Raw genomic sequence first — 22,361 nt, forward strand, 5'->3', positions numbered from 1 at the left:
ATCAGTAAGTACATGTGATTTTCGCCGACCCCGTATTATCTGACTCTGGTCGGTTGTGTATGACCCAACATGGATTAATTAACAATGACAGACGAGAAGCCAGCATCTGATCAAACGGCTATTGATCAGTTGTTTTTAAAAGCCGAACAGCTTTCAGCCGATTTTTCTTTATTTCCTGAATTCGAAGACAGCCCGGTTGAACATACGGTCAAAGGTCTGATTTCACCAGAGAAATGCGACAGTGAACGTGAGCGCCTGTCAGCACTCAACATCGATGATTATATCGAACAAGTCGTGGCGCCCAGTGAAAACGCCCAGCGTATTGGTGCTAAGGCGATTGTTCAGCATCTGATTCTGCGCACCATTACCGAAGTCGAAGACGGCCCGCTGTATGCTTGTGAAGCCGAAATGGACTTTGGTGGCAAAATTCGCCGCGTTGGTTTTATCTGCCAGAACCGCGAACACAACAATGGTGTTTGGGGTCCGCAACACCACAACAAAGCAGCGCAACAGGTGCGTGCCTTTGCACAGCGCTCGATGCCGATTGTGACCTTTATTGATACCCCGGGAGCCGATGCCGGTGAGGTTGCCAACGCTGGCAATCAGGCGCATTCGATTTCTCACCTGATCACAGAAATGGCCAATAACGATGTCCCCTCTCTGGGCATTATCTGGGGTGCCGGTTATTCCGGTGGTGCTATTCCACTCGCTACCACCAACATTCTGTTATCAGTGCGTGATGGTATTTTTAACACCATTCAGCCACAGGGTCTGGCCAGTATTGCCCGTAAGTACAACTTGTCCTGGCAAGAATGTGCTAAATACGTGGGTGTATCCGGTTTTGAATTACGTGAAGCCGGCATTATCGATGGCATCATTGATTATGCGCCGACCGATGCCGATGAAAAACGCTTTAACCTGCATCAGGCAGTCGTCAGTGGTATCGAGTCTATCGAAACCAGTACGGCGGAGTTTGCCCGTAACAACCCTTATCTGATGGATCATTATCAGCAGGCGATCGATCGTTTCCTGAATCCGTCTGAAAAGCTGGAAACCATGCAAAAGAGTGCCAATTTCTTCCTGGCACCTTCTCCGACCGAACACCTGAACATCTTCGGTCTGACCTATCGTTATACCCGTTATCTGACCTTACGCCGTCGTATTCATTCGACCAGCGTGGAAAATTATGGTCGTTTAGCCGAGAAGGAAATTCCTGAAGGTCAGCTGCAGCAACGCAATGAGCGCGAAGCACAACGTAAATTCCAGAACTGGATTCAGGCGCCGGAAAAAATTGTTTACGACGACCAGTTGCATAAGAACTGGAAGAGCTTCTGGAGCAAATACGAAGATCGTGATGAAAGTCGCTCCACTATCGCTCGTCTGTTTTTGGGTGAACCAAAAAACAACTACCTGAAAGCCAAACAAGAATTGTGCTTTAGCCTGGGTCTGTATTTGTTCAACCGCTGGAAAGCCGATGCCCCGGTTAACTTCCAGGGATTACTGAACTACCTGGAAGATTACAAACAAAGCCGCTTTATGCTGCGTGCTAACGATATCCTCGATACCGAAGCAGTCGCCGACTTTATCGAAAATAACCCGCATCCGCTGGCAGCTTATATCCGTGAGGTGCTGCCTCACGAGACTCGTCAGGACCTGACCACCGAAATGGCGGGCGAGCAATCCAAAGGCGCACTGAAGCAATCGCTGGCCAGCGCGCTGAACACCGTAATGAAGCAGCAGCTGATTCCGGAAGAAGTGCGCTCCGAGCTGAAGTTATCAACGCATACTCAAGCTATTGCTAACAGCGTGGCCGCCGCCAGTGTTGAAGCGAACCGTCGCATCCTGGAAGAAGCGTTAGCGCCATACATCCAGTTCCGTCAGGAAAACATTCAGAACCCGGCACATCCAGACATCACCATTCTCGATGCGATTTTGCACGACGAACTGCGTTACGAGTTCAGTCAGGTGTGTCAGAACATGCTGGTGTTTGGTCAGCTGTACGACAACTTCATCTACAACCTGGTGAACGTTGCCAAAGAAGCCAACGAGACCCGTGCGTTATCCCGTGAGGCAGTAAAAGCGCTGCTGGAGAAATCTTTATCAGAAGCCACCTCCGGTGACAGCTACACACCACAAGAGCGTGAATCCTTTAACCATTGGTTAAGCTATTTCATTAAGAGCTCAGCTCGAGTGGAATTCCTGAAGTCGGTTGAAGAATGGAAAAAAGGCGCTTTCCCACGTTTATCCGATACGCTGTTTGTGGTCATCACCTTTATCTTTGAAAAACTGCTGGCCGAATACCACGAAGCCGAGCAGGAAGGTAAAAGCTATAACGGCCGTATTAACCCGGTTTCCATTGGTCGTCGTAAAGACTTCTGGAACCGTCTGACCATGGGTTACCACGATCTGCTGATCCAGCAGGTGCTGGACGATACCAAGCGTCAGAAGAAAACCACGCCAGATGCCATTGTTGAACGCTTCTTCACCGATTTCGACGAAATTAACGGCTCACTGATGTCGGCGGATCCAACCTCCTTCCCGGGCTTCCGTAGCTCGATTGAAGGGGCGCTGAACAAAGACGAAAAACCGTGTGGTGTCATCACTGGTATTGGCACCATCAAAATTGGGGAGCGCCAGCAGCGTGTGGGTGCCCTGGTTTCCAACCTGAACTTCCAGGCCGGTGCCTTCGACATGGCCAGTGCCGAGAAATTCTGCAAGCTGATGGTGGAATGTGCCCGCCAGCAACTGCCAATTGTGTGTTTTGTGTCTTCCGGCGGCATGCAAACCAAAGAAGGTGCTGCGGCGCTGTTCTCCATGGCCATCGTCAACGACCGTATCACCCGTTTTGTGCGTGATAACGACCTGCCAATCGTCGTCTTTGGTTTTGGCGACTGTACTGGTGGTGCACAAGCCTCATTTGTGACTCACCCACTGGCGCAGACTTATTACTTCTCCGGTACTAACATGCCGTTTGCTGGCCAGATTGTGGTACCAAGCTATCTGCCAAGCACCTGTACCCTGTCCAATTATCTGTCGGTTTCTTCAGAATCCATGGACGGCCTGGTTGAGCATCCGTTCTTCGACGATTTAGACAGCAGACTGCGTGCCATTGATCCAGATATGCCAACTGCGCGTCATACCGTTGATGATGTATTGGATCGTGTACTGCAAGGCTATGTTGCCGCTGAGCGCTTATTACCGGATACCGGTGAAGCCGCCAACGAAAACAAGAAATATGGCAAGGTAGATAAAGTGCTGGTTCACGCCCGCGGCTGTACCGCGGTGAAACTGATCCGTAAGGCTCAGGAAAACGACATTAAAGTGGTACTGGTACAGTCTGACCCGGATATGGATTCGGTACCAGTCGACATGTTAGGGCCAGAAGATCGTGTGGTTTGTATTGGTGGTAACACACCAGACGAATCCTACCTGAACGCCAAATCGGTACTGCGCGTTGCCCACCACGAAGGCATTGACGCACTGCACCCGGGTATTGGTTTCTTATCCGAAAGCAGCCAGTTTGCTGCCTTGTGTGGTAACCACGATATTAACTTTGTGGGCCCGCCAGTCTCTTCGATGGAGACCATGGGTAACAAATCGAACGCTATCAACACCGCGATGCGTGTAAACGTGCCGGTTGTTCCGGGCTCTCACGGCATTCTGACCAGCTCAGCCAATGCCGCCAGCGTGGCTGATGAAATTGGCTACCCGGTACTGTTAAAAGCGGTACACGGTGGTGGTGGTAAAGGTATTCAGGTGGTGGAATCGCCGGATAAGATTCACAGCCTGTTCCATCAGATCTCTACCGAAGCCAAAGCGGCGTTTGGTAACGGTGATGTGTACCTGGAAAAATACGTGACTTCCCTGCGCCATATCGAAGTACAGGTATTACGTGATAGCCACGGCAACACCAAAATTCTGGGTCTGCGTGACTGCTCGGTGCAGCGTAACAATCAAAAAATCTTTGAAGAATCCGGTTCCACCATGCTGCCGCGTGAGCTGGAGCAAGGTGCTTACGATTTCGCTGAAAAACTGGCGGATGCCGTTAACTACGTCGGTGCTGGTACCGTTGAGTTTATTTTCGACCTCGACAACAACACCATCTACTTTATGGAGATGAACACCCGTCTGCAGGTTGAACACCCGGTGACTGAGCTGGTATCTGGCATTGATATCGTCAGCACCCAGTTCAAGATTGCCGAAGGTGGCTCTATTGATGACCTGAAACCGGTATCAAAAGGTTACGCCATCGAAGTGCGTGTGAATGCCGAGAAAGCCGTGCGTAAAGGCGATGATGTTGAGTTCGTTCCAACTCCGGGCCGTATTCGCGAGTGTGTGCTGCCAGAGGAAGATTACATCGAGCTGATCTCCATGGCCGCCACTGGCAAGCAGGTATCGCCGTTCTACGACAGCATGGTGACTCAGATCATCTGTTACGGTAAAGACCGTGACGACACCATTTCCAAGCTGCGTGAATATCTGGAGCGGGTTCGTATTACCGGCGTCTGCACCAATATTCCACTACTGAAGCGTGTGCTGGACGATGAGGTGTTCCAGAAAGGTATTTACGATACCACCTATCTGCCACAGTTCCTGGATCGTATGGACGTTGATGGCCTGATTCAGGACATCGAAGACGCCGCTGACCTGAGTGCCGATGCGGTTGATGCGTCTGCGCTGAAGATTGAAGGTTCTGACGAGCTGAAAGTGCTGTCGCCAAGCACCAGCATCTTCTACGGCTCAGCATCACCAACCGAACCAGCATTCGTGAAAGAAGGTGACATCATCAGCATTGACCACACTCTGTGTCTGATGGAAGCGATGAAAATGTTCACGCCATTGAACCTGAAGCAGTTCAACCGTGCCGGTGCTGAGCTTTACCCTGCTGACCAGCAGTTTAAAGTCACCCGAATCATGAACTCGGATGGTCAACAAGTGAACCAGGGCGATTTATTGTATGTGGTGAAACCGGTTTAACTGGCTGAATCCACTCGCCTGGCCAAAGACAAAAGTAAAAAGAAAAAACGCCCGATGAAACGATTTCATCGGGCGTTTTTTATTGTATTTGTTTTAAATCAGCATCATACATTGCCGCTAATAACAGCTCACCGTCGCTACCAACCCGAAACTGACCATATTCCGCGCGCTCAAACTTTTCGGCACTGCCTTCTTCAAAAAAGAACGCATTGGTGGCAAATTTTACCTGGCCGTTGCGAATGCGATAACGCATCAGGATTTGCTGTTGTGATAAAGCCTGGCCGGAATATAAGGATAAAAAACGGGCAACCCTCTGCTTATCTAACTCGGCCACCAGCTTGCCATCAGATACATCAATCTCACTAAGGTGTTCACTCAGCTTTCTCTCGATATCAAATCGCAATGCCATATAATCCCCCTGCATCAGAGACCTTGGGTCAACTGGCGCTAACTGAAGAAATACCACCTCGCCTTCGGCCAATAACGTTTCCTGTTTAACAATCGAATAATTAACCAGGGATAACGTCAGCACCAACCCAAATAACGCTAACCATTGCTGCCAACGCCAGGGAACACAATGTGGAAAGGTCTTACGCAAAGAGAAACCGGATAACATATCAGCGCTCCCCTCTATCAACACCGACACCGGCATCAGCAGAGCAGTGCGTCGGCGTTGTCACTTTTCGGATTAAAAAATAACGTGCCAGTAGTATTGCCACTCCCAGCGCAAACAAGTGCCCTGCCTTCACTAACAGGGTAACGTCCATCCAATAATAATAAGCACTGAGGGAATACAGCATGGTAATGATACCCAGACCTTTTAGCAGTCGGTTCGCACTATAAAAGCCGAGTAACGTTATGATGACACCAAACGACAAGCCATAACTGACCATCGAGAGCAGTATCACCAATAAAACGGCGGCCACTACCCTTACGCCAAGACGCCTGTTTTCTACATAAAATAATGACGGTTGAAACCAGAATTGCGTCGCGATTAAACGCCAGATAAGCCAGCATAAAACCAGGCCAATCAAACCTTCTTCGAGCCTCAGATACAACAGTGAATATTCCGAAAGATATAAATCAGATGTCAGAGGCAAGATGTCACTTTTGATCACCATAACGGCCAGAGTTAAACCATACGCTAAAGCCTGTGCCGGACGAATATATTTTCCCAAACGAAATTCATTCAGCCACAGCCAGCTCAATATAAAGGTAACCATAGGTACCAATAAAAAAGTAAAACCGTTCGTGATAGCCTGTGGTGTTACCAAAGAGAGGTGTCCACACAAAACGGCAGCAAAAGCCGAGCCGCAACGGTGAAGAAAGTTAGGCATCAACAGCGCCAACAATAATTCAAATACAGCAAGAAAACCCCAGAACAACAGCCTTCCATCCACCAGATCAGACAGTGCAACCGCAATCATCACTTGCCCGGTTAAACTAACAGCTAATGATGCATGTTCTATAAATAACATACCGCCTGGCTGTTGCTTCAGACGGTCTTTTTCCACCAAACGAAGTGCGAAATACGCGGCGATTAACAGCCCACCGCCAACAAAAATAAGCGCTGACGGCTGCTCAAATAGTTCCGTCAAACCTAACGCAGAAAAGCCCAGAAAAAATGCAGAAGCCAGCCAACCACACGCAGCAACCAACAGTTTTACAAACCATGGACTATCAACGTCATGGGTATCGTGAAATTCTCCGGATACCAGTTGTTGCGCCTTGAGCGTTTGCCAGATGAAAAAATGCGACTGTTTCTGATTATTCATGACTGGATGCCCCTGCTTGCTCAGCCTTGCTCCAGCGGGCACTGACAGACCTTAGCCATATAGCTGAACAGGTTCCTGCGCTGACTAAAAGAATACCCAACAATAAAAAACTACCGGCTTCATCAAAGTGGAATACATGCTCTAATAATCCAGCCATAACAACCGTAATTAACGACAAACACCCACCAGCCAGCATAAACAGATCTTGTTTCAGATTTAAATAACTGTAAAAAAGTACTGCGAGCCAAAACAACCAGACTAAAAATCCACCACTATCAGAGTAACTTTCAACAATGGCCATGACCGCTAATAACGTGGCAGCAGAGCCACAATAGCAAGCAATAATGCGAATCGACCAACCATCACTCAACCAGCTAAAACGTTTGGCAGCCAACTCCCAAAAAAACCAGACCAAAGCGTTCAGAAAAAACACCAGGTACAAGCCGTTGCCGGAAAACCAGAGCCAATGATTAAACGTATTAAAGTACAAACTGATCGACAGATTAAGCAACCCAATCCACAGCAGCCAATGCACACTGAAACGAGAGATAAGAACCCAGGGGAAGATGGCGATTGCCCAATTAAAAAATAGCTGCCAGGTATCAGCCCCGGTTTGATATACCTGGCCAAACAATGCCATTAACACCCCAACAGAAATACTACTGGCAAATAAACTTATCCGGGATACTAGCGAGGCTTTCTCTGTCAGACAGTAACCGATGAAGCCCACAACGACGGCCAACTCAACCAAAGCAAATCGGGCGAATTCACCAAACGCCTGCCAGTTATAAGCGATGAAGAACAATAACGAAAAGGCCAGAGACAAAACGCCTGCCGTTAATAAAAACCGATCCAGAAATGAAATCCATTGCGGAATATCGGGTCTTAAACCAGCCGTTTTTAAAGCCGCCTCAGAGTGAGCCGAATCTAGTTGTTGTTCTTCAGTCAGTTCAGATAAGAATTTCCTTACAGACTTCATTAACACTCTCCATGGGCAAAAGGATTGCGAGACATTTGCCACATCATTAAAAGCATTTTAACTTTGCCATTTTTTATAATGAATCACACTGGTCATCCCGGTATAACAGAATTAACTGCGGCGCCTTGCCCGACTCGCGCGAGTCAAAAGCCAGATCACCAAAACCACTTAACTGTTGAATCATAATGCCGTTATTGTTGTTTTTATCTTTGCCGTCACCAGGCTTAGCACTTTCACTGCGATGCCAATGGCGAACACGCGCTAAACCCTCAGCGTTTAATGGAATATCAAAAGCCGTTTGAATACCATCCGGCAGATCACGCTCCGGGGTGAAAGTGGCCAGAGTTTTACCTTGATTAGCATAACGCATAAGCTCTGCCCGGGTAATCTGCAACTCATCCCAGTCATTATGATTTTCCAGGACGATAAACTCTCCCCGATTACCCCGATAAATCATCAGCCGAATCGAAGCGGACTCAATGGTTGCACACTCCGGTAATGACGACAGATCCCAGCGAATCAAACTAGTGGTCTGTCCTTTCGCACACTCCAGACACACCGATAGACCATCGGTGTGTCGATTAAAGTTCTGGTTATTATTGTGAGAGAACAAGGAGGAATCTGCCGCCACAAAGACATCCGCAACAGCCTCAAGATCAAGGCGTTTACGATTGTCTTTTGATGAACCAATCACCGACAACTGGCGCTGATTCTGAGCAACCCGGTAAACCCGATTATCGACCCCGTTCTCTTTTATATTCGTTAATCCTTCAGACGACCACCAATCAACCCCTGAGGGCAAAGCGGTGGCGTCCTGTTCTCGCTGTTTCAGTGTGAGTGGTGTGATACCGGTATTAAGGTCGTCCGGGTCTCCGGAGCTACCAAACCTCGCGGTACGCAATTCCAGGCCGGATTCACGCACGGTAATTACTTTAAACTGCTGGAAACTATCCAGATCCAGAGTCCATGGAAAAGGATGATCGGCTGAACGGGTTGGCACTCCCCAGCTGCCCTCACCGGTAAACACCGTACCCGAGACATCAGCGGCGTAATCATCATTGGCCGGTATCAGCGGCCGGGTAATTTTGGTCAGGTGTGTATCCGATTCAACCACCAGATTCATGGCATGATCGTAAAACATCGTTGCCCAATACGCATATAAAGCCGGGCTGTTACTCTTTAAACCTGTGTGAGGAAACATCGGGCGATGATATTGAGCAAAACGCCACTGGGCCGTGTTGCCCTTTTTCTGCAGATCCTGTTGTAACCAGTGGTTCTGGGCAGCCATCCGGTCCGCATGATCCACCAGCTCGGTATTGAGCGTATAAACCCGCAACAAGGGTGAAATGTCTGTGGCGTAATAACTGTCTTTATCGCTGCAAAGGCCGTCCCCGTCAGGATCAATACCAAACACCTGACACACCGTATTGCTGTTACGATCACCACCACCGTTTTCATGATTACCATGGGTTGGAACAATCGGATAAATCCGTTTATACGCAATATTATCGATCACATCGTTTGAATAACTGAATTGCCAATCTTGTAAAAAACGCTCCATCTGAGAGCTGGAGTTACTGTTGGTGTAGTCACCACCATGCATCACAAATAGCGGGCGGATTTGTGATAACACGGTATTGCCAACATTGCGGAAATTCACACTATGGCCTTCAAACAAAATGCCATTACGGGTGTCTCCTCCGGCAATGGCGATAAAGGGAGAGTTATCGGCAGGCGCTGTTTTAAACCAAAACCGATCACCACAGCCATCCTGATCACACACCCGGTAATACACCGCGGAGTCAGCGATTAAATCCGTTAAAAACACAAAGTGATTGATCAGTTCATCGTCAAAATGGTGGGTTGTATCCACCGCTTGTTGCCGCCACTGCTGTTCATCCGTGGTAAAACCATAACGTACATACGGCGACTGACTTTTTCCTGCCGGAGAGAAACCAATAGTGGCACGAGTAGCCGGGTCGTAATCCCAGGCAACGCGGTGAAACGTTGTCGCTGCCTGAGCACTCAGTGGCAATAACGATACCGATAACAACATCACCGCTAATAACGAGGAAGACAAAGTGTCCCTGCACGTCATGGGCAAAAATCCTTAATCCTTTTTATCAAGCCCGTGAGTGTAACATTAACCCAAAACAAAAAAGCCACGGCGATCATCCAATCGCCGTGGCTTATAAAGGGTCTGTTTATTCTGAATTAACGACAGTTATTATCGTTGTACAGCAAGATTAACGCCGGTGCTTCGCCCGTTTCTCGCGAGTCGAAATCCATGCCGTTCAAACCATAAGACTGGTCAATGATAATACCGTTGTTGCTGTTGCCCTGCTGCCAGGAGCGAACCAGATTCACACCGGTATTATTCAGTGGAATATCGTACTGAGTTCGGACACCCGTTGGCACATCACGTTTAGGCGTATAGACCGCCAGTTCCGCACCGCGTGCACGACGACGTGGCAGATTGCTCCAGGTGACTTCCGATTCACTCCAGCCGCGTTGACTCTGATGTACCGTGAATTCATCGTTACTGCCGTTGTACAGATTCAGACGAATGGAAGCCGATTCAATCGTGGCGCATTCAGGAACCACCGATAAATCCCATTTAATCAGTGTATTGGTTTGGCCTTTGGAACCGTTCTGATCCACCAGTAAACCATCGCCATGGCCATTAAAATTACGTCGGCGATCTCGAGAAAAAATAGTCGAGCCAGACGCAATAAAGACATCTTCCGAAGCCATCAGATCAATCCGCTTAAGCTGATCTGACGTGGAGCCAATCACCGACTGCTTCAGATCATTCTGACGGATGACATAAACGCCATTATCATCACCGTTTTCAGCAATCGCACCCAGGCCTCCGGCATGCCACCAGTTAACGCCATACGGTAATACCGTTGAGTCTTCCGCACGCTGCTCCGCAGTTAACGCTGTAATCCCGGTATTCAGATCGTTGTGATCACCCGAGTTACCAAACTGAGCGGTGCGCAATTCCAGCCCTGACTCACGGACGGTGATCACTTTGAACTGCTGGAAACTGTCCAGATCAATGGTCCATGGACGCGGGTTATCTGCTGAACGGGTTGGTACACCCCAGCTGCCTTCACCAGTAAATACTGTGCCAGACGGTGCTGCCGCATAATGATTGTTTGCCGGAACCAGAGGACGAGTAATTTTGTTCAGATGGGTATCCGATTCCACAACCAGATTCATGGCGTTATCGTAAAACGTCGTTGCCCAATACGCATACAGTGCCGGGCTGTCGCCTTTGCTGTCGGTGTGCGGGAACATCGGACGATGGTACTGAGCAAAACGCCAGGTGGCCGCATTAATATTTTGCTCCATATCCTGTTTCAGCCAGCTGCTCATCGCCGTCATGCGATCGGCATGATCAACCAATTCAGAATTCAGTGTATAGACTCGTAATAATGGCGAGATGTTAAACGCATTGTAGCTGTCTGCACCATTACACTGGCCATCCTGATTCGGGTCCACACCAAAGATCTGACACACCGTGTTGTAGTTGTTATCACCACCACCGTTTTCATGATTACCATGAGTCGGAACAATCGGGTAAACACGCTGGTAATTAAAGCCATCGATCACATCATCGGAATACGTTAATTCCCAATCCTGAAAATACCGGATCATTTCAGAATCTGTGTTGTTATTGGTGTAATCCCCGCCGTGCATGACAAATAACGGGCGAATTTGCGACAAAACCGTGTTACCCACGTCGCGGAAGTTCACACCATGGCCCTCAAACAACACACCGTTTCGGGTGTCACCACCAGCGATGGCCACAAACGGCGAGTTGTCGTTAGGTGCTGTTTTAAACCATAAACGATCACCACAACCATCCTGATCACACACGCGGTAATACACCGGAGAATTCGCCGGTAAATTATTCAGGTAAACAAAATGATTGGTTAAACCGCGGTCAAACACGTGAGTCCTGGCCACGTCTTGTTGTTGCCAGGTGTTTTCATCGGTACTGAAACCATAACGCACATAAGGTGACTGGCTATCACCATCCGGCGAAAAACCAATAATGGCATTGCTCGATGGATCTCGATCCCAGGCAATCCGGTGAAATTTGGTATCTGCGTAAACATCCAGCGCAGACAGTGACAATGCGCCCAGCGTCAGCGCGGCTGCAATGCGTATCATGAGTAAAACCCTGTCGTTTGTAGTATCGTGTGGCGAGCGTAGCTGTCAGACTTAAGTCTTAGGCTACAGAACAAATGTTTCATTTTTCTTATTGTTTTATAAAAAGCTGAGAAACAGCGTGCGAACCTGAGAGCTGGAGGTTAACGCTTCAAAAGAACACAAACAGGACTTCTTTTTTTAACCAACCGACTTTACTATCCGCAAAAAACGGTAAGAAAGTACCACATCCGAATTCATTTAGAACAGAGACATTTTCGGCCAGTCTGAAAGCACAATGGCCCAATAGTCGGCATAACAGATCACAGGCATCTATGGCACTTCGAGCACTTAACAAAAGCGGATGGTGGTTCGGGTTACACACCCTTGTCATCTTGAGCATCGGCGTCAGTTTATTCACCGGATTGCGCATTGCCACTCAGCATCGCAATGTGATGCTGGCGTTTACCCACCTGTTACCTCAGGGGAATATGCATGCCTGGCACTTTGCCAGTGCGTTGTTGTTGTTTGCAGTTGCGGGCTGTTATCTGATCATCAAATGCATGCGTTTTACAGCACTGCCTGAAGTAAAACGCAGCCGTTACCATCAAAGCCTGATTTATCTGGTTTATATTGTGATCAGCGTATTAATTTTGTCTGGTATCAGCCTGTACACCGACCTGGGTTATTCCAGTAACATCCGGGATCTGCATTTTATTGCTGCCCTGCTGATGCTGTTTTTTGTATTTGCTCACGGTTTTTATTACACCGCGCAATTGGGTTTTTCATTACTGCTGAAAATATTCCTGCCAGCACATGGCCGCTATTCCTTACTGATATCTTTTTCAAGCGTACTGTTAGCGCTTACTGCAATTTATCAGTTTGATCTGTTTGACCTAAAGCATCGTGATTTAATCGTAACGCCACTCCCTACCGGCGAATTTATTGATATTGATGGCCACGCGAGTGAAAGCGCCTGGCAACAAGCAGAACGCATCAAGGTGATGACTTCCGGCGGTGCTAATTTTGTTCATGGTGCAACAGAGGTGTCTGTTCAAGCAGTCCGGGGGACCGGCTCGATTTATTTTTATATCATCTGGGATGATGCCAGCCAAAGCCTGGCCCACCTGCCGTTAGAAAAAACCGAACAAGGTTGGAAGGTACTACAAAACGGCTTTCATCACTTCGACGAACGTACCTATTACGAAGACAAATTTGCCATCATGGTGTCGGATCATTGCGAGCCAGCCGGTGCTGGCACAGCTCACTTAGGTCACCAACCTCATTCAGATCGTCCGGCGAACTGGCATGGCCGTGGCTACCATTACACCACCAATAATCAGGCCGTCGATTTATGGCACTGGAAAGCAGTGCGTACCAACCGAATGCGCCTGATGGACGATAATTTTATTGGTGAAGCCTATGAAGCCCTACCCGGTAGCCGCCGTTATACCGCGGGATATCGCACCGATATTAAAGAGTCCGGCAGCTATGTGATGAACTGGAAATGGTACAAACCAACCTTTATTGTGCCCAAACGTTTACCCAAAAACGCAGCGGATATTCAGGCCTATCAGGATATTTTTTCACCCCAGCTGCAATGGGCCATTCCCTGGTTTGAATATCAACCTTACAAAGAAGCGCTGGATAATTACCCGCTTGGCACCATCCTGCCATCGGTGATGTACAGTACGAACCGTTTTGAAGGCGACCGTGCCAATGTGAATGCAGTAGGCCGCTGGGAAAATGGCAAGTGGCATTTAGAAATCAGCCGGAATCTTAATACCCACTCAGATCAGGATGTGGAAATTAAAGACGGCACCTGCATTTGGGTTTCGGCGTTTGATCATTCGCAAACCGCCCATACCCGCCATAACTACGCCCTTAAACTTAATTTTCGGTAAACACCATGAGCAGCTCAATCATTCAAACAACGATGGCTCGTTTTTTACTGATTATTGCCGTGTTTGCCGTCATTGTAATGGCGGGTTATCTAACGCGCCCACAAGACCCGCAACAAGAGCCTTATCATTTGGTAAAATTGGATAACAACGGTGAACCAATGCCGCTATGGGCCGGACCCTGGTTTTGCGTTAAAGACAGCAAAAACCGTTTAATTTGGGAAGCGAAAAATAATAACGAAAATCTGCACCATGGCAGCTGGAGTTATTCCTGGTTTGATGGTGAAACCGGAGTGCCCAACAAAGGCAACTGTAATCATGAAGACGACTACCAGTGTGATGTGGCGGACCTTTTAGAAAAAACCCGCAGCGAACAATTATGCGGCATCAGAAACTGGCGACTGCCCACAGCAGCAGAATTAAAAACACTGGTGCGCGAACAGAATATTGGTTATGGCGCCAGTATTAATCAAGCGTTTTTCCCTTACACCCGCCAGAGTAATTATTGGACAGCCGATAAAGGCCAAAAGCTAACCGGCTTTTATCAGCGTTTTGGTGAAGGTGCGAAGGTGATTAATTTTAAAGATGGTGAAGAAAACACCTTGCCCTATAGCAATGCATCGTTTGTACGTTTAGTGAGTAATTATTGATCACTTGCTTCTGACAAAACTCAGTAATGAAAGTGAATTTTTGAATTGTCGATTAAATATCGCTTCAGCGTCACCAGAGCGACTGATTTTCAGATTACAGTCTGTTAAAACGGCTCAACTTTTCATGACTTCAGCTTTATAAGGCCCAAACGATGATGATTAAACGCTTTCAGGAATGGTTAACCTCAGCTTCCGGGCTACGTCGTATTCTGAATATCTACGGCCCGTACATAGGTGCCGGAGTGAAGGTCGAGTATCTGGCCAAAGACTTCCGCGAAGCCCGGGTCAGCATGAAATTACGCTGGTATAACCGAAATTACGTTGGCACACACTTCGGTGGCAGCTTGTTTTCAATGATTGACCCGTTTTATATGCTGCTGGTGATGAATAATCTCGGGCGTGATTACATTGTCTGGGATGCCGAGGCCTCGATTAAATTTGTCAGCCCCGGGCGCGGCGTGGTGAAAGCACAGTTTGTGATTACCGATGAGATGCTGGCCGACATCAAAGCCAATACCGCCAATGGAGAGAAATACCTGCCAACCTATGAAGTGATGATCAAAGACGAACAGGACAACCTGGTCGCCAAGGTTGAGAAGAGACTTTATATCCGGCGTAAAGGCTGATACGCCTCTTATGTGCATATTTCATCTCGAATATGCACATTTGCCCTTTGCATGCACATTTCTTGCACTTTGCTTGTTTATGATTCCTGAAAATCGAAAAAATCCAGGGAATCATGATGATCAAAACACTTACACAATATTCATGCCTGCTACTCACGACCATAGGCATAGCGATGCCCTCCTATGCCGTCACCCTTCGTCTGGGCGAAGCCACTGGCAATAGTTTTGATGAATTCCTGTCTTTACCCATTTATCTGAACCCGGAGAACGCTGAAGTTTATGGCTTTGGCTTAGAAATGGAATACGAGAATGTTTTAACCCCGGCTGGCGGTATCTACGCTGACAATTATTCAGATTATTTTGCGGTTAACCACGATAATTCCTCTTCTGTGGGCTCAGGCAGCATTCAGGACGGACAGGCGAGCTACATTGCTAACTTTGATATCGATGAAGGCCTGCAATATATAACCGGTGATACTGAGGTTCTGATTGGCTATATGCGCTTTCAGCCGAACGGCAACATCATTTCTGAGAACGCCTACACCATCAGCGTGTTGGACGATGACAGTTACCCACCAAGATACAAAAATGCCGACGGTGATTGGGTCACCATTCCAATCGCCAGCACGAGTGCAGGCAGTGTCACTCTGGTTGACACCAGCAACTTCTACACTGGGGCTGATGAGTCGAATTATGCCGATGTGAGCCATTGGCAAGACGGTGCTTTACCGGATTCCTCGGTATACGCCTTTATCGACAATGGCAGTCAAGCCATTAACAGCAGTGTACCGGTTAATGCAGGCTGGTTGGCTTTGGGAACAGAACAAGGCTCCGGCAGCTTATCGGTTATGGGCCAGAATGTGGATGTTGTGGATGCCATTGCAGTAGGCAGTGTGTCTTCAACTATTCAGGTCGGCGCGGCTATGGATTTATCCGGCAGCTTATTGGTGTCGGAAGCAAATAATATCAGCAATCAAAATACCTCCTCAGGCACTTCCTCGGGTAACACCGCTCTGATGATCGCCGCCCCGGTATTAGGTGGATTAAATACAGAAACCGTAACCGCGACCGCCGATGTGGAGTTTAAAGACATCACCAGCATTGCACTGTCAGAGGAAATAAAAATCGCCACCGCCGCGGCCACCGCATCGGAGGAGGCTTCGCTTACTCAGGCCACTTTTGATCTGGATGGCAGTCTGACCATCTCTGAAGTGGATTCCTTTGTAGCCAGCGGCAACCTGATCGCTTCTGACTTTGAAGCCAATAACGTCGCCATGCAGGGCGTCACCATCGACGCTACTTCTGCCTTAACAGTATCCGATATCACGACCCTGTTTGAGGCGAAAGATCTTAAATTAGCCAGCACCGAAGGTTTATGTGCTGATTCTGCCTTTGACGGTGTGGCCGTGGTGAATAACAACACGGAATTCTCCAACATCAATCGGCTATTTTTAGACGACGACCTGAACATCGCCAAAACCGAATGTTCATTAGGCACAGGTTATGTGCATGGAACTGCAACCGCCAGCTTTAAAGACATCGCCAGCTTTGAAGGCGATGACGACTTTGTGATTGGCCTGATACAAGGCGGTTCACAAGGCACTGTCATTAAAAAAGCAACTGTTAGCTTTGAGAATATCGACAGCATCAACTTCAATGGTGGCTCATCCGACGTTGAAATCGCCGCATTAGAGCCGGAGATTTTTTCAGCGTCTTCACCTGACGAAAACAATGTTGTGAGCGGCCGCCATCAGGTAGAAGTTGCGGTGAGCTTTAAAAACATCCCAAGCTTCTTCGTCGGCGACGACGCTTATATTGGTCAGATTTTAGGTTTAAAAGAAGACACCACCTTAAACCAGGGCACCTATACCGCCAAGGGTGATATCGACTTTGAACAAGTGGCTATGGACGTTACCGACAGAGTGGTTTTAGGCAGTGTAAGCTTAGATAGTAGCTGCAGCGTTTGTGATACCACCTCCCCTATGCCCGCCACCTATAACATGCTCTCTGACATCCACCTTGAGCAAAGTTATATTGCCGGTGGTTCGACCATGAAGATAGCCAAAACAGATCCAACCATTGTTGGATTATTAGAGTCCGAATTAACTCTGAGCAACAGCTACCTGTACGCGCCGGAAATCATCATCGGGCAAGACAGCCAAATCACCTTTAATGTTGCTGGTACGACACAAGCCACGAAAGATAGTGTACTGACCTTAACCGAAGGCAGCCCACTGATTGAATCGGAAGCACTAACCTTAGCGGGTGACATCGTCATTGATGCCATGGCAAGTTTTAGCGCGGGTGACTATGGAATCGTATTGGCACAAACCACTAATACCAGCGCCATTATTGATAATGGAATAACGGTAGCGATTAACGGCCTGGATGCAGCAGAAAATATTGGTTTAGCCTTTAATGAGAGCGGCGATAAATTGATATTAAGCTTCACTGTTCCAGCAGGGGAAGTTACCGAGCCGGTCGAGGAAGAGCCGGAAACAGAGCAGCCTGCGGATGAAACTCCAACTGATGAAACTCCAACTGATGAGACTCCAACTGATGAAACTCCAGCTGATGAAGCTCCTGTTGATGAGAATACAGTTGATGAAACACAGGCAGATGAATCCCCTAGCGATGATTCATCGGCCGATAATGCCTCCGGTGAATCAGAATCTGATAACAGCTCAGAAAACTCTGACAGTTCAAGCAGCGGTGGTGCTGTTAACTTCGGATTCCTGCTGATGCTGGGGGCACTGTTACTGTTGGGCAGAAAAGTGCAGGCTTAGTAACTGGCATTCTCTGCTCTGCCCCCAAAAGCAACCCTGTTGGCCTGCCCTATTGATGCAGGCTGGTAGGGAATTCGCCACCTTTATTTCAGAATATATTGGCTGGCCTATTTCCACCACAAAATGTGCTTCAACTAACCGCAACCAACACAAAAATACCGCCAATATAAGCTGGCCAGTAATAGCCCGAACCTTCTGCATATTCCAATAGCTTAAAGACGCCCAGAGCAATTAAAAACGACAGTCCACTTCCGAGAATAACCCCGATACTGAATCCATGAAAAATAAGGCTTAGCAGCAAAGTAGCAACGCCCCAAAAAATTGCCGCATTAAAAGCTTTGGAGGTTGTGGTGTAGTAGCTCATAACAGCCATTATCAATAGTATTTTAAGAATCATAGTGTTTACTTTTTAATATTAACTAACAAAGAGGAGCACCCAAGTGTTCCCCGTCCTGTTATTACGAGTTTTCCTAGACTGGATTACCTGGTCTACTGAAAGAGAATAAACCGTAAAAAGCAGGTACAGATAGCAGCCAACCAGATATACTCACTGATTCTGGTGTTTGGTAAGAGTTGCTATCCATATTTTCCTTTTTTTATTTAAAGTCTAAACTTATTCAGGTATTAAAGATCAGCCAGCTTATTACGCAACGGCTGGATTTTTAGACATAAGCATCCAGACCGTACCAGTATGCTGTATAGGCAATGGAGCACATTACGGATAATGAACAAAGAGCAATTGGTACAAACGACTGAAAAGGCCCGTTCTTCAGCCGGGCAACCACTGCAGTAGTTGAAGCAGAGAATGAGAGAAAAGCTGCCAGAAAAAATAACAGAATGACACTTCGCTCCTCGGTAATTCCATAACGCCCGGGGACAAAACTGGGTTCATCGTAGATTGGAGCTGAATTAAAAGCAGATGCAGTTTCCGCAACTACAGAAGAAAGCTTCACTTCATTTTCAAGAATTCCCTGGTAGTGATAGAAAGCTGCGAAGAATATTCCCAACGAAATGGAGATCAGTGCCATGCAAATTTTTGGTATAAAGTTCATATTGGTTATTAACGTTCTCACGATCAATATGCTCATCAACTGCACCTAAACCCAAATACCCTATGGTTGCGATAAATAAAGAGCTTGTCACTACCACCGCGATTACTTTCATTTACTTCTACGATTTCTCATGAGTTATAACACCCGCATTTGCGGCTGGTTTGTAGCACAGCGGAAAACCAGTCCGACAACATGTCGCTTGTTAGCATTTACCCGCGACATGCTGCTGGTAAATACTCTTTGTCTAAGTCAGTCCTGTTATCACCGACAGCTTGCATACCTGTTACAGGCTCATCATATCCACACAGCCATGCAATAGGACTTTTGGGGCTACCGGTAACAACTGCAGGCCTAAATGACAAAACCTTGCCTTTGAGTGGCTTTGACGCCTTATTTCCCATCGTGACATGAATCGCACCAGATTCAACGACAACGCCAGTAATACGGTTGCCAATCAAATAATTTGGCTGTGGGACACCTGCCTCTTCATTATCTGAAGGAAAATCGAGCTGTTCAACATAGTAGTTTGTGACATTTTCTCTGATTGTACTGGCCATACTCATAGCTTCTACAACCTCACTTCGTTGTACATAGACTTGATAAGCTGGCAAGGCTACAGAAGCGAGTATGCCAATTATTGCAACCACAACCATTAGTTCGATCAAGGTGAAACCCTTCGTACCATTCATACTGCTTCTCCAAGAATGAATATTGGCGAGTACGCACTAGCAAGGAAAAGAAAAACTGCAGCCACGACTATTAGGGCAACCGCAATCGAAATATATTTCATCTGTTTTTCACAACTTTCTAACAATACCCGCATCTCTATTTCAATGAGCTCTTGCATTTCGCGTGCAACATCCAGCTTCGATTCGTTGATATTTTTTAGATGATTTATTGTTTGACTAGCTTCTCTATTAACAGATGCATAGTCAGCTAAGACTGGGAACTGGAGAATATTGATAACTTTAATATATGATCTCCGAATCGCTGGGAATACAAAGAACCTTACAACCCAGCTGTTTTCTTGCCCAAGGCTGAAATTGAATAATTTCTTTAGTTGATAGCCGATAATCAAAGCGAAGATCAAAATAATCGAGACTATAAGAACAAAGAAAAACCAGTAATCGTGGTAGAAAGTAAGATGGCTAGGGATCTGAATATCAAAGTTTTCAAATGCTTCTAGAAATGAAGGGGCTACCTTCAACTGGTATATACCCACCACAACATAGAATATAAACGTTACATAGCCAAGGTAAGCTACAACCCTTTTGAATCTCATAGGCTCTTCAAAATGCTGGCTGAGATTTAATTCTTTATAAATCCCCAAAGCCTTCTTTGCTTCATCACTACTATCTATTCGACTAATTTCGTTTAGAATTTTACATGGAAAGCTATTTGATCGAATTTTATTGCCATATAGTTCACATGCCGTGTCGCTCTCTACTCTCGACAAACATTCAGAAATAGACTCGTTTGCTTTACGATCTACGCTTGCTCTTCGGCATATATATCCAAATCGTTCCCACGTCATTTTTTAGATTCTTCCTCGATTTATCTCTGAATGCTAACATTTTAATAGTCGAACCTTACAAGGTCGCATACCTTGCAAGCCATACATACCTTACAAGATTGATAGCACTCTTCGTGAACCCAAAGACAAACAACTAACATCAATCTGAACCATCCTAGCAAGACACTCCCTTCGAAAGCGTATTTACGCTCCCGACAACAGCACAAGTAAAAGCTATTGATTTATCAACAACCTACCACTTCACTGCACCGTGAACAACCAACTCATATCAAGCAGACACAAAAAACCGCCCGAAGGCGGTTTTCTAAAGCGATGAGTTAAGCTCCTACTCTGAAACTTATTCCCACTCAATTGTAGCCGGAGGCTTAGAACTCACGTCGTAAGCCACACGCGAGATATGCTCAATTTCGTTGATGATACGGTTGGAAACCTTCTCCAGCAGCTCGTATGGCAGGTGCGCCCAACGCGCTGTCATAAAGTCGATGGTTTCTACCGCACGCAGCGATACAACCCACTCATAACGACGACCATCACCAACAACGCCTACGGATTTAACCGGCAGGAAGACTACAAATGCCTGAGAAGTTTTGTGGTACCAGTCGAAGTTGTGCAGTTCTTCCAGGAAGATGGCATCCGCTTCACGCAGTACATCGGCGTATTCTTTTTTCACTTCACCCAAAATACGAACACCTAAGCCCGGACCCGGGAATGGGTGACGGTAAACCATGTCGTAAGGCAGGCCCAGTTCTAAACCCATTTTACGCACTTCGTCTTTAAACAGTTCACGTAACGGTTCTACCAGTTCCATCTTCATGTCTTCTGGAAGACCACCCACGTTATGGTGGGATTTAATCACGTGTGCTTTGCCGGTTTTAGAAGCTGCTGATTCGATCACGTCCGGGTAAATGGTACCCTGCGCTAAGAAGTCGACGTCTTTAATTTTGCCGGCTTCTTCATCGAATACTTCAATAAAAGTATTACCGATGATTTTACGCTTCTGCTCTGGGTCAGATACGCCTTCCAGCTTGCCCAGGAATAATTCTTCAGCGTCAGCACGGATAACTTTAACACCCATGTTTTCGGCGAACATTTCCATCACCATGTCGCCTTCGTTTTTACGCAATAAGCCGTTATCAACGAAAACACAGGTCAGCTGATCGCCAATCGCTTTGTGCAGCAGTGCCGCAACCACGGAGGAATCAACACCACCAGACAGACCCAGCAGAACTTTTTTGTCGCCCACTTGCGCGCGCACACGTTCGATCTGATCTTCAATAATTTTTGCTGGCGTCCACAGTGACTCACAACCACAGATGTCATGAATAAAGTGGCCTAACAGGCGCTCACCTTGCAGTGTGTGAGTTACTTCAGGGTGGAACTGAACGCCGTAGTAGTTTTTCTCAGCGTTAAACATACCGGCAATTGGGCAGGAATCGGTCGATGCCATTAACTCAAAGCCTTCTGGCATTTGCGTTACTTTATCGCCGTGGCTCATCCACACGTCTAAGTGTTTTGCACCGTTTTCAACGTGGTCTGAGATGTCTTTTAATAAAGCAGAATTGCCTTCCACTTTAATACGCGCATAACCAAATTCACGCAGCTCGGAACTTTCTACCTTGCCGCCCATTTGTTCGGCCATGGTTTGCATGCCGTAACAAATACCTAATACCGGCACTTGGCTGTCGAATACCGCTTGAGGTGCGCGTGGCGAGTTGTCTTCAGTGACTGACTCAGGGCCACCGGCGAGAATGATACCGGTTGGCTTGTAATCCATGATTTCCTGATCATCCATGTCCCAGGCACGAATTTCAGAAAACACACCCAATTCACGCACACGACGTGCAATCAGTTGAGTGTATTGAGAACCAAAGTCCAGAATTAAGATACGCTGAGCGTGAATGTCTTGAGACATAAAAACAACAC

General features: G+C 47.1%; 15 protein-coding genes. 5 read left to right on the top strand and 10 right to left on the bottom strand.

All coding sequences use genetic code 11. The annotated features are described in order from the left end of the window. Positions 1-84: 84 nt before the first annotated feature. The gene (locus KFF03_RS10715; RefSeq protein ID WP_255856893.1) at positions 85-4,977 is read left to right on the top strand and encodes a biotin carboxylase N-terminal domain-containing protein; all 4,893 of its coding nucleotides are present in this window, start codon (positions 85-87) and stop codon (positions 4,975-4,977) included. Positions 4,978-5,056: 79 nt separating this feature from the next. On the opposite strand, the gene KFF03_RS10720 is transcribed toward KFF03_RS10715, so the two are convergent. From KFF03_RS10720 to KFF03_RS10740, 5 genes are all read right to left on the bottom strand, one after another. Further along, positions 5,057-5,593 (bottom strand): GDYXXLXY domain-containing protein, encoded by a 537-nt coding sequence (locus KFF03_RS10720; RefSeq protein ID WP_255856894.1) that lies wholly within the window; start codon positions 5,591-5,593, stop codon positions 5,057-5,059. A 1-nt stretch (position 5,594) separates the two neighbouring features. Further along, the gene (locus tag KFF03_RS10725; protein WP_255856895.1) at positions 5,595-6,752 is read right to left on the bottom strand and encodes a DUF4401 domain-containing protein; all 1,158 of its coding nucleotides are present in this window, start codon (positions 6,750-6,752) and stop codon (positions 5,595-5,597) included. Continuing rightward, positions 6,745-7,731 carry a DUF2157 domain-containing protein gene (locus tag KFF03_RS10730; RefSeq protein WP_255856896.1) on the bottom strand — a complete coding sequence of 329 codons (987 nt, stop codon included), beginning with the start codon at positions 7,729-7,731 and terminating at the stop codon, positions 6,745-6,747. The genes KFF03_RS10725 and KFF03_RS10730 overlap by 8 nt, the downstream gene beginning before the upstream one ends. Before the next feature lie 73 nt (positions 7,732-7,804). Next, the gene (locus tag KFF03_RS10735; RefSeq protein ID WP_255856897.1) at positions 7,805-9,829 is read right to left on the bottom strand and encodes a fibronectin type III domain-containing protein; all 2,025 of its coding nucleotides are present in this window, start codon (positions 9,827-9,829) and stop codon (positions 7,805-7,807) included. A 116-nt stretch (positions 9,830-9,945) separates the two neighbouring features. Further along, positions 9,946-11,913, bottom strand: a complete 1,968-nt coding sequence (locus tag KFF03_RS10740) for a DNRLRE domain-containing protein (protein WP_255856899.1) — start codon at positions 11,911-11,913, stop codon at positions 9,946-9,948. A 311-nt stretch (positions 11,914-12,224) separates the two neighbouring features. On the opposite strand from KFF03_RS10740, the gene KFF03_RS10745 reads away from it, so the two are divergent. The 4 genes from KFF03_RS10745 (at position 12,225) to KFF03_RS10760 (ending at position 17,852) form a co-directional block, all read left to right on the top strand. Beyond that, positions 12,225-13,793, top strand: coding sequence for an ethylbenzene dehydrogenase-related protein (locus tag KFF03_RS10745; protein WP_255856900.1), 1,569 nt, complete (start codon positions 12,225-12,227; stop codon positions 13,791-13,793). Positions 13,794-13,798: 5 nt separating this feature from the next. After that, entirely contained in the window at positions 13,799-14,440 is a 642-nt protein-coding gene (locus KFF03_RS10750) for a DUF1566 domain-containing protein (RefSeq protein WP_255856901.1), read from the top strand. Positions 14,441-14,592: 152 nt separating this feature from the next. Beyond that, the gene (locus KFF03_RS10755; protein ID WP_255856902.1) at positions 14,593-15,066 is read left to right on the top strand and encodes a DUF4442 domain-containing protein; all 474 of its coding nucleotides are present in this window, start codon (positions 14,593-14,595) and stop codon (positions 15,064-15,066) included. Positions 15,067-15,239: 173 nt separating this feature from the next. Continuing rightward, positions 15,240-17,852 (top strand): hypothetical protein, encoded by a 2,613-nt coding sequence (locus KFF03_RS10760; protein ID WP_255856903.1) that lies wholly within the window; start codon positions 15,240-15,242, stop codon positions 17,850-17,852. 130 nt (positions 17,853-17,982) lie between these two features. On the opposite strand, the gene KFF03_RS10765 is transcribed toward KFF03_RS10760, so the two are convergent. From KFF03_RS10765 to guaA, 5 genes are all read right to left on the bottom strand, one after another. Beyond that, the gene (locus KFF03_RS10765) at positions 17,983-18,249 is read right to left on the bottom strand and encodes a hypothetical protein (RefSeq protein WP_255856904.1); all 267 of its coding nucleotides are present in this window, start codon (positions 18,247-18,249) and stop codon (positions 17,983-17,985) included. 265 nt (positions 18,250-18,514) lie between these two features. After that, entirely contained in the window at positions 18,515-18,880 is a 366-nt protein-coding gene (locus KFF03_RS10770; RefSeq protein WP_255856905.1) for a hypothetical protein, read from the bottom strand. Between the two features lie 233 nt (positions 18,881-19,113). Next, the gene (locus KFF03_RS10775) at positions 19,114-19,593 is read right to left on the bottom strand and encodes a pilin (protein WP_255856906.1); all 480 of its coding nucleotides are present in this window, start codon (positions 19,591-19,593) and stop codon (positions 19,114-19,116) included. Further along, complete coding sequence (locus KFF03_RS10780) at positions 19,590-20,438, bottom strand: hypothetical protein (RefSeq protein ID WP_255856907.1); 849 nt, start codon at positions 20,436-20,438, stop codon at positions 19,590-19,592. The genes KFF03_RS10775 and KFF03_RS10780 overlap by 4 nt, the downstream gene beginning before the upstream one ends. 337 nt (positions 20,439-20,775) lie before the next feature. Beyond that, positions 20,776-22,350 carry a glutamine-hydrolyzing GMP synthase gene (guaA, locus tag KFF03_RS10785; protein WP_255856908.1) on the bottom strand — a complete coding sequence of 525 codons (1,575 nt, stop codon included), beginning with the start codon at positions 22,348-22,350 and terminating at the stop codon, positions 20,776-20,778. Positions 22,351-22,361 lie beyond the last annotated feature (11 nt).

It is taken from the genome of Bacterioplanoides sp. SCSIO 12839 (assembly GCF_024397975.1).
Taxonomy (GTDB): domain Bacteria; phylum Pseudomonadota; class Gammaproteobacteria; order Pseudomonadales; family Oceanobacteraceae; genus Bacterioplanoides.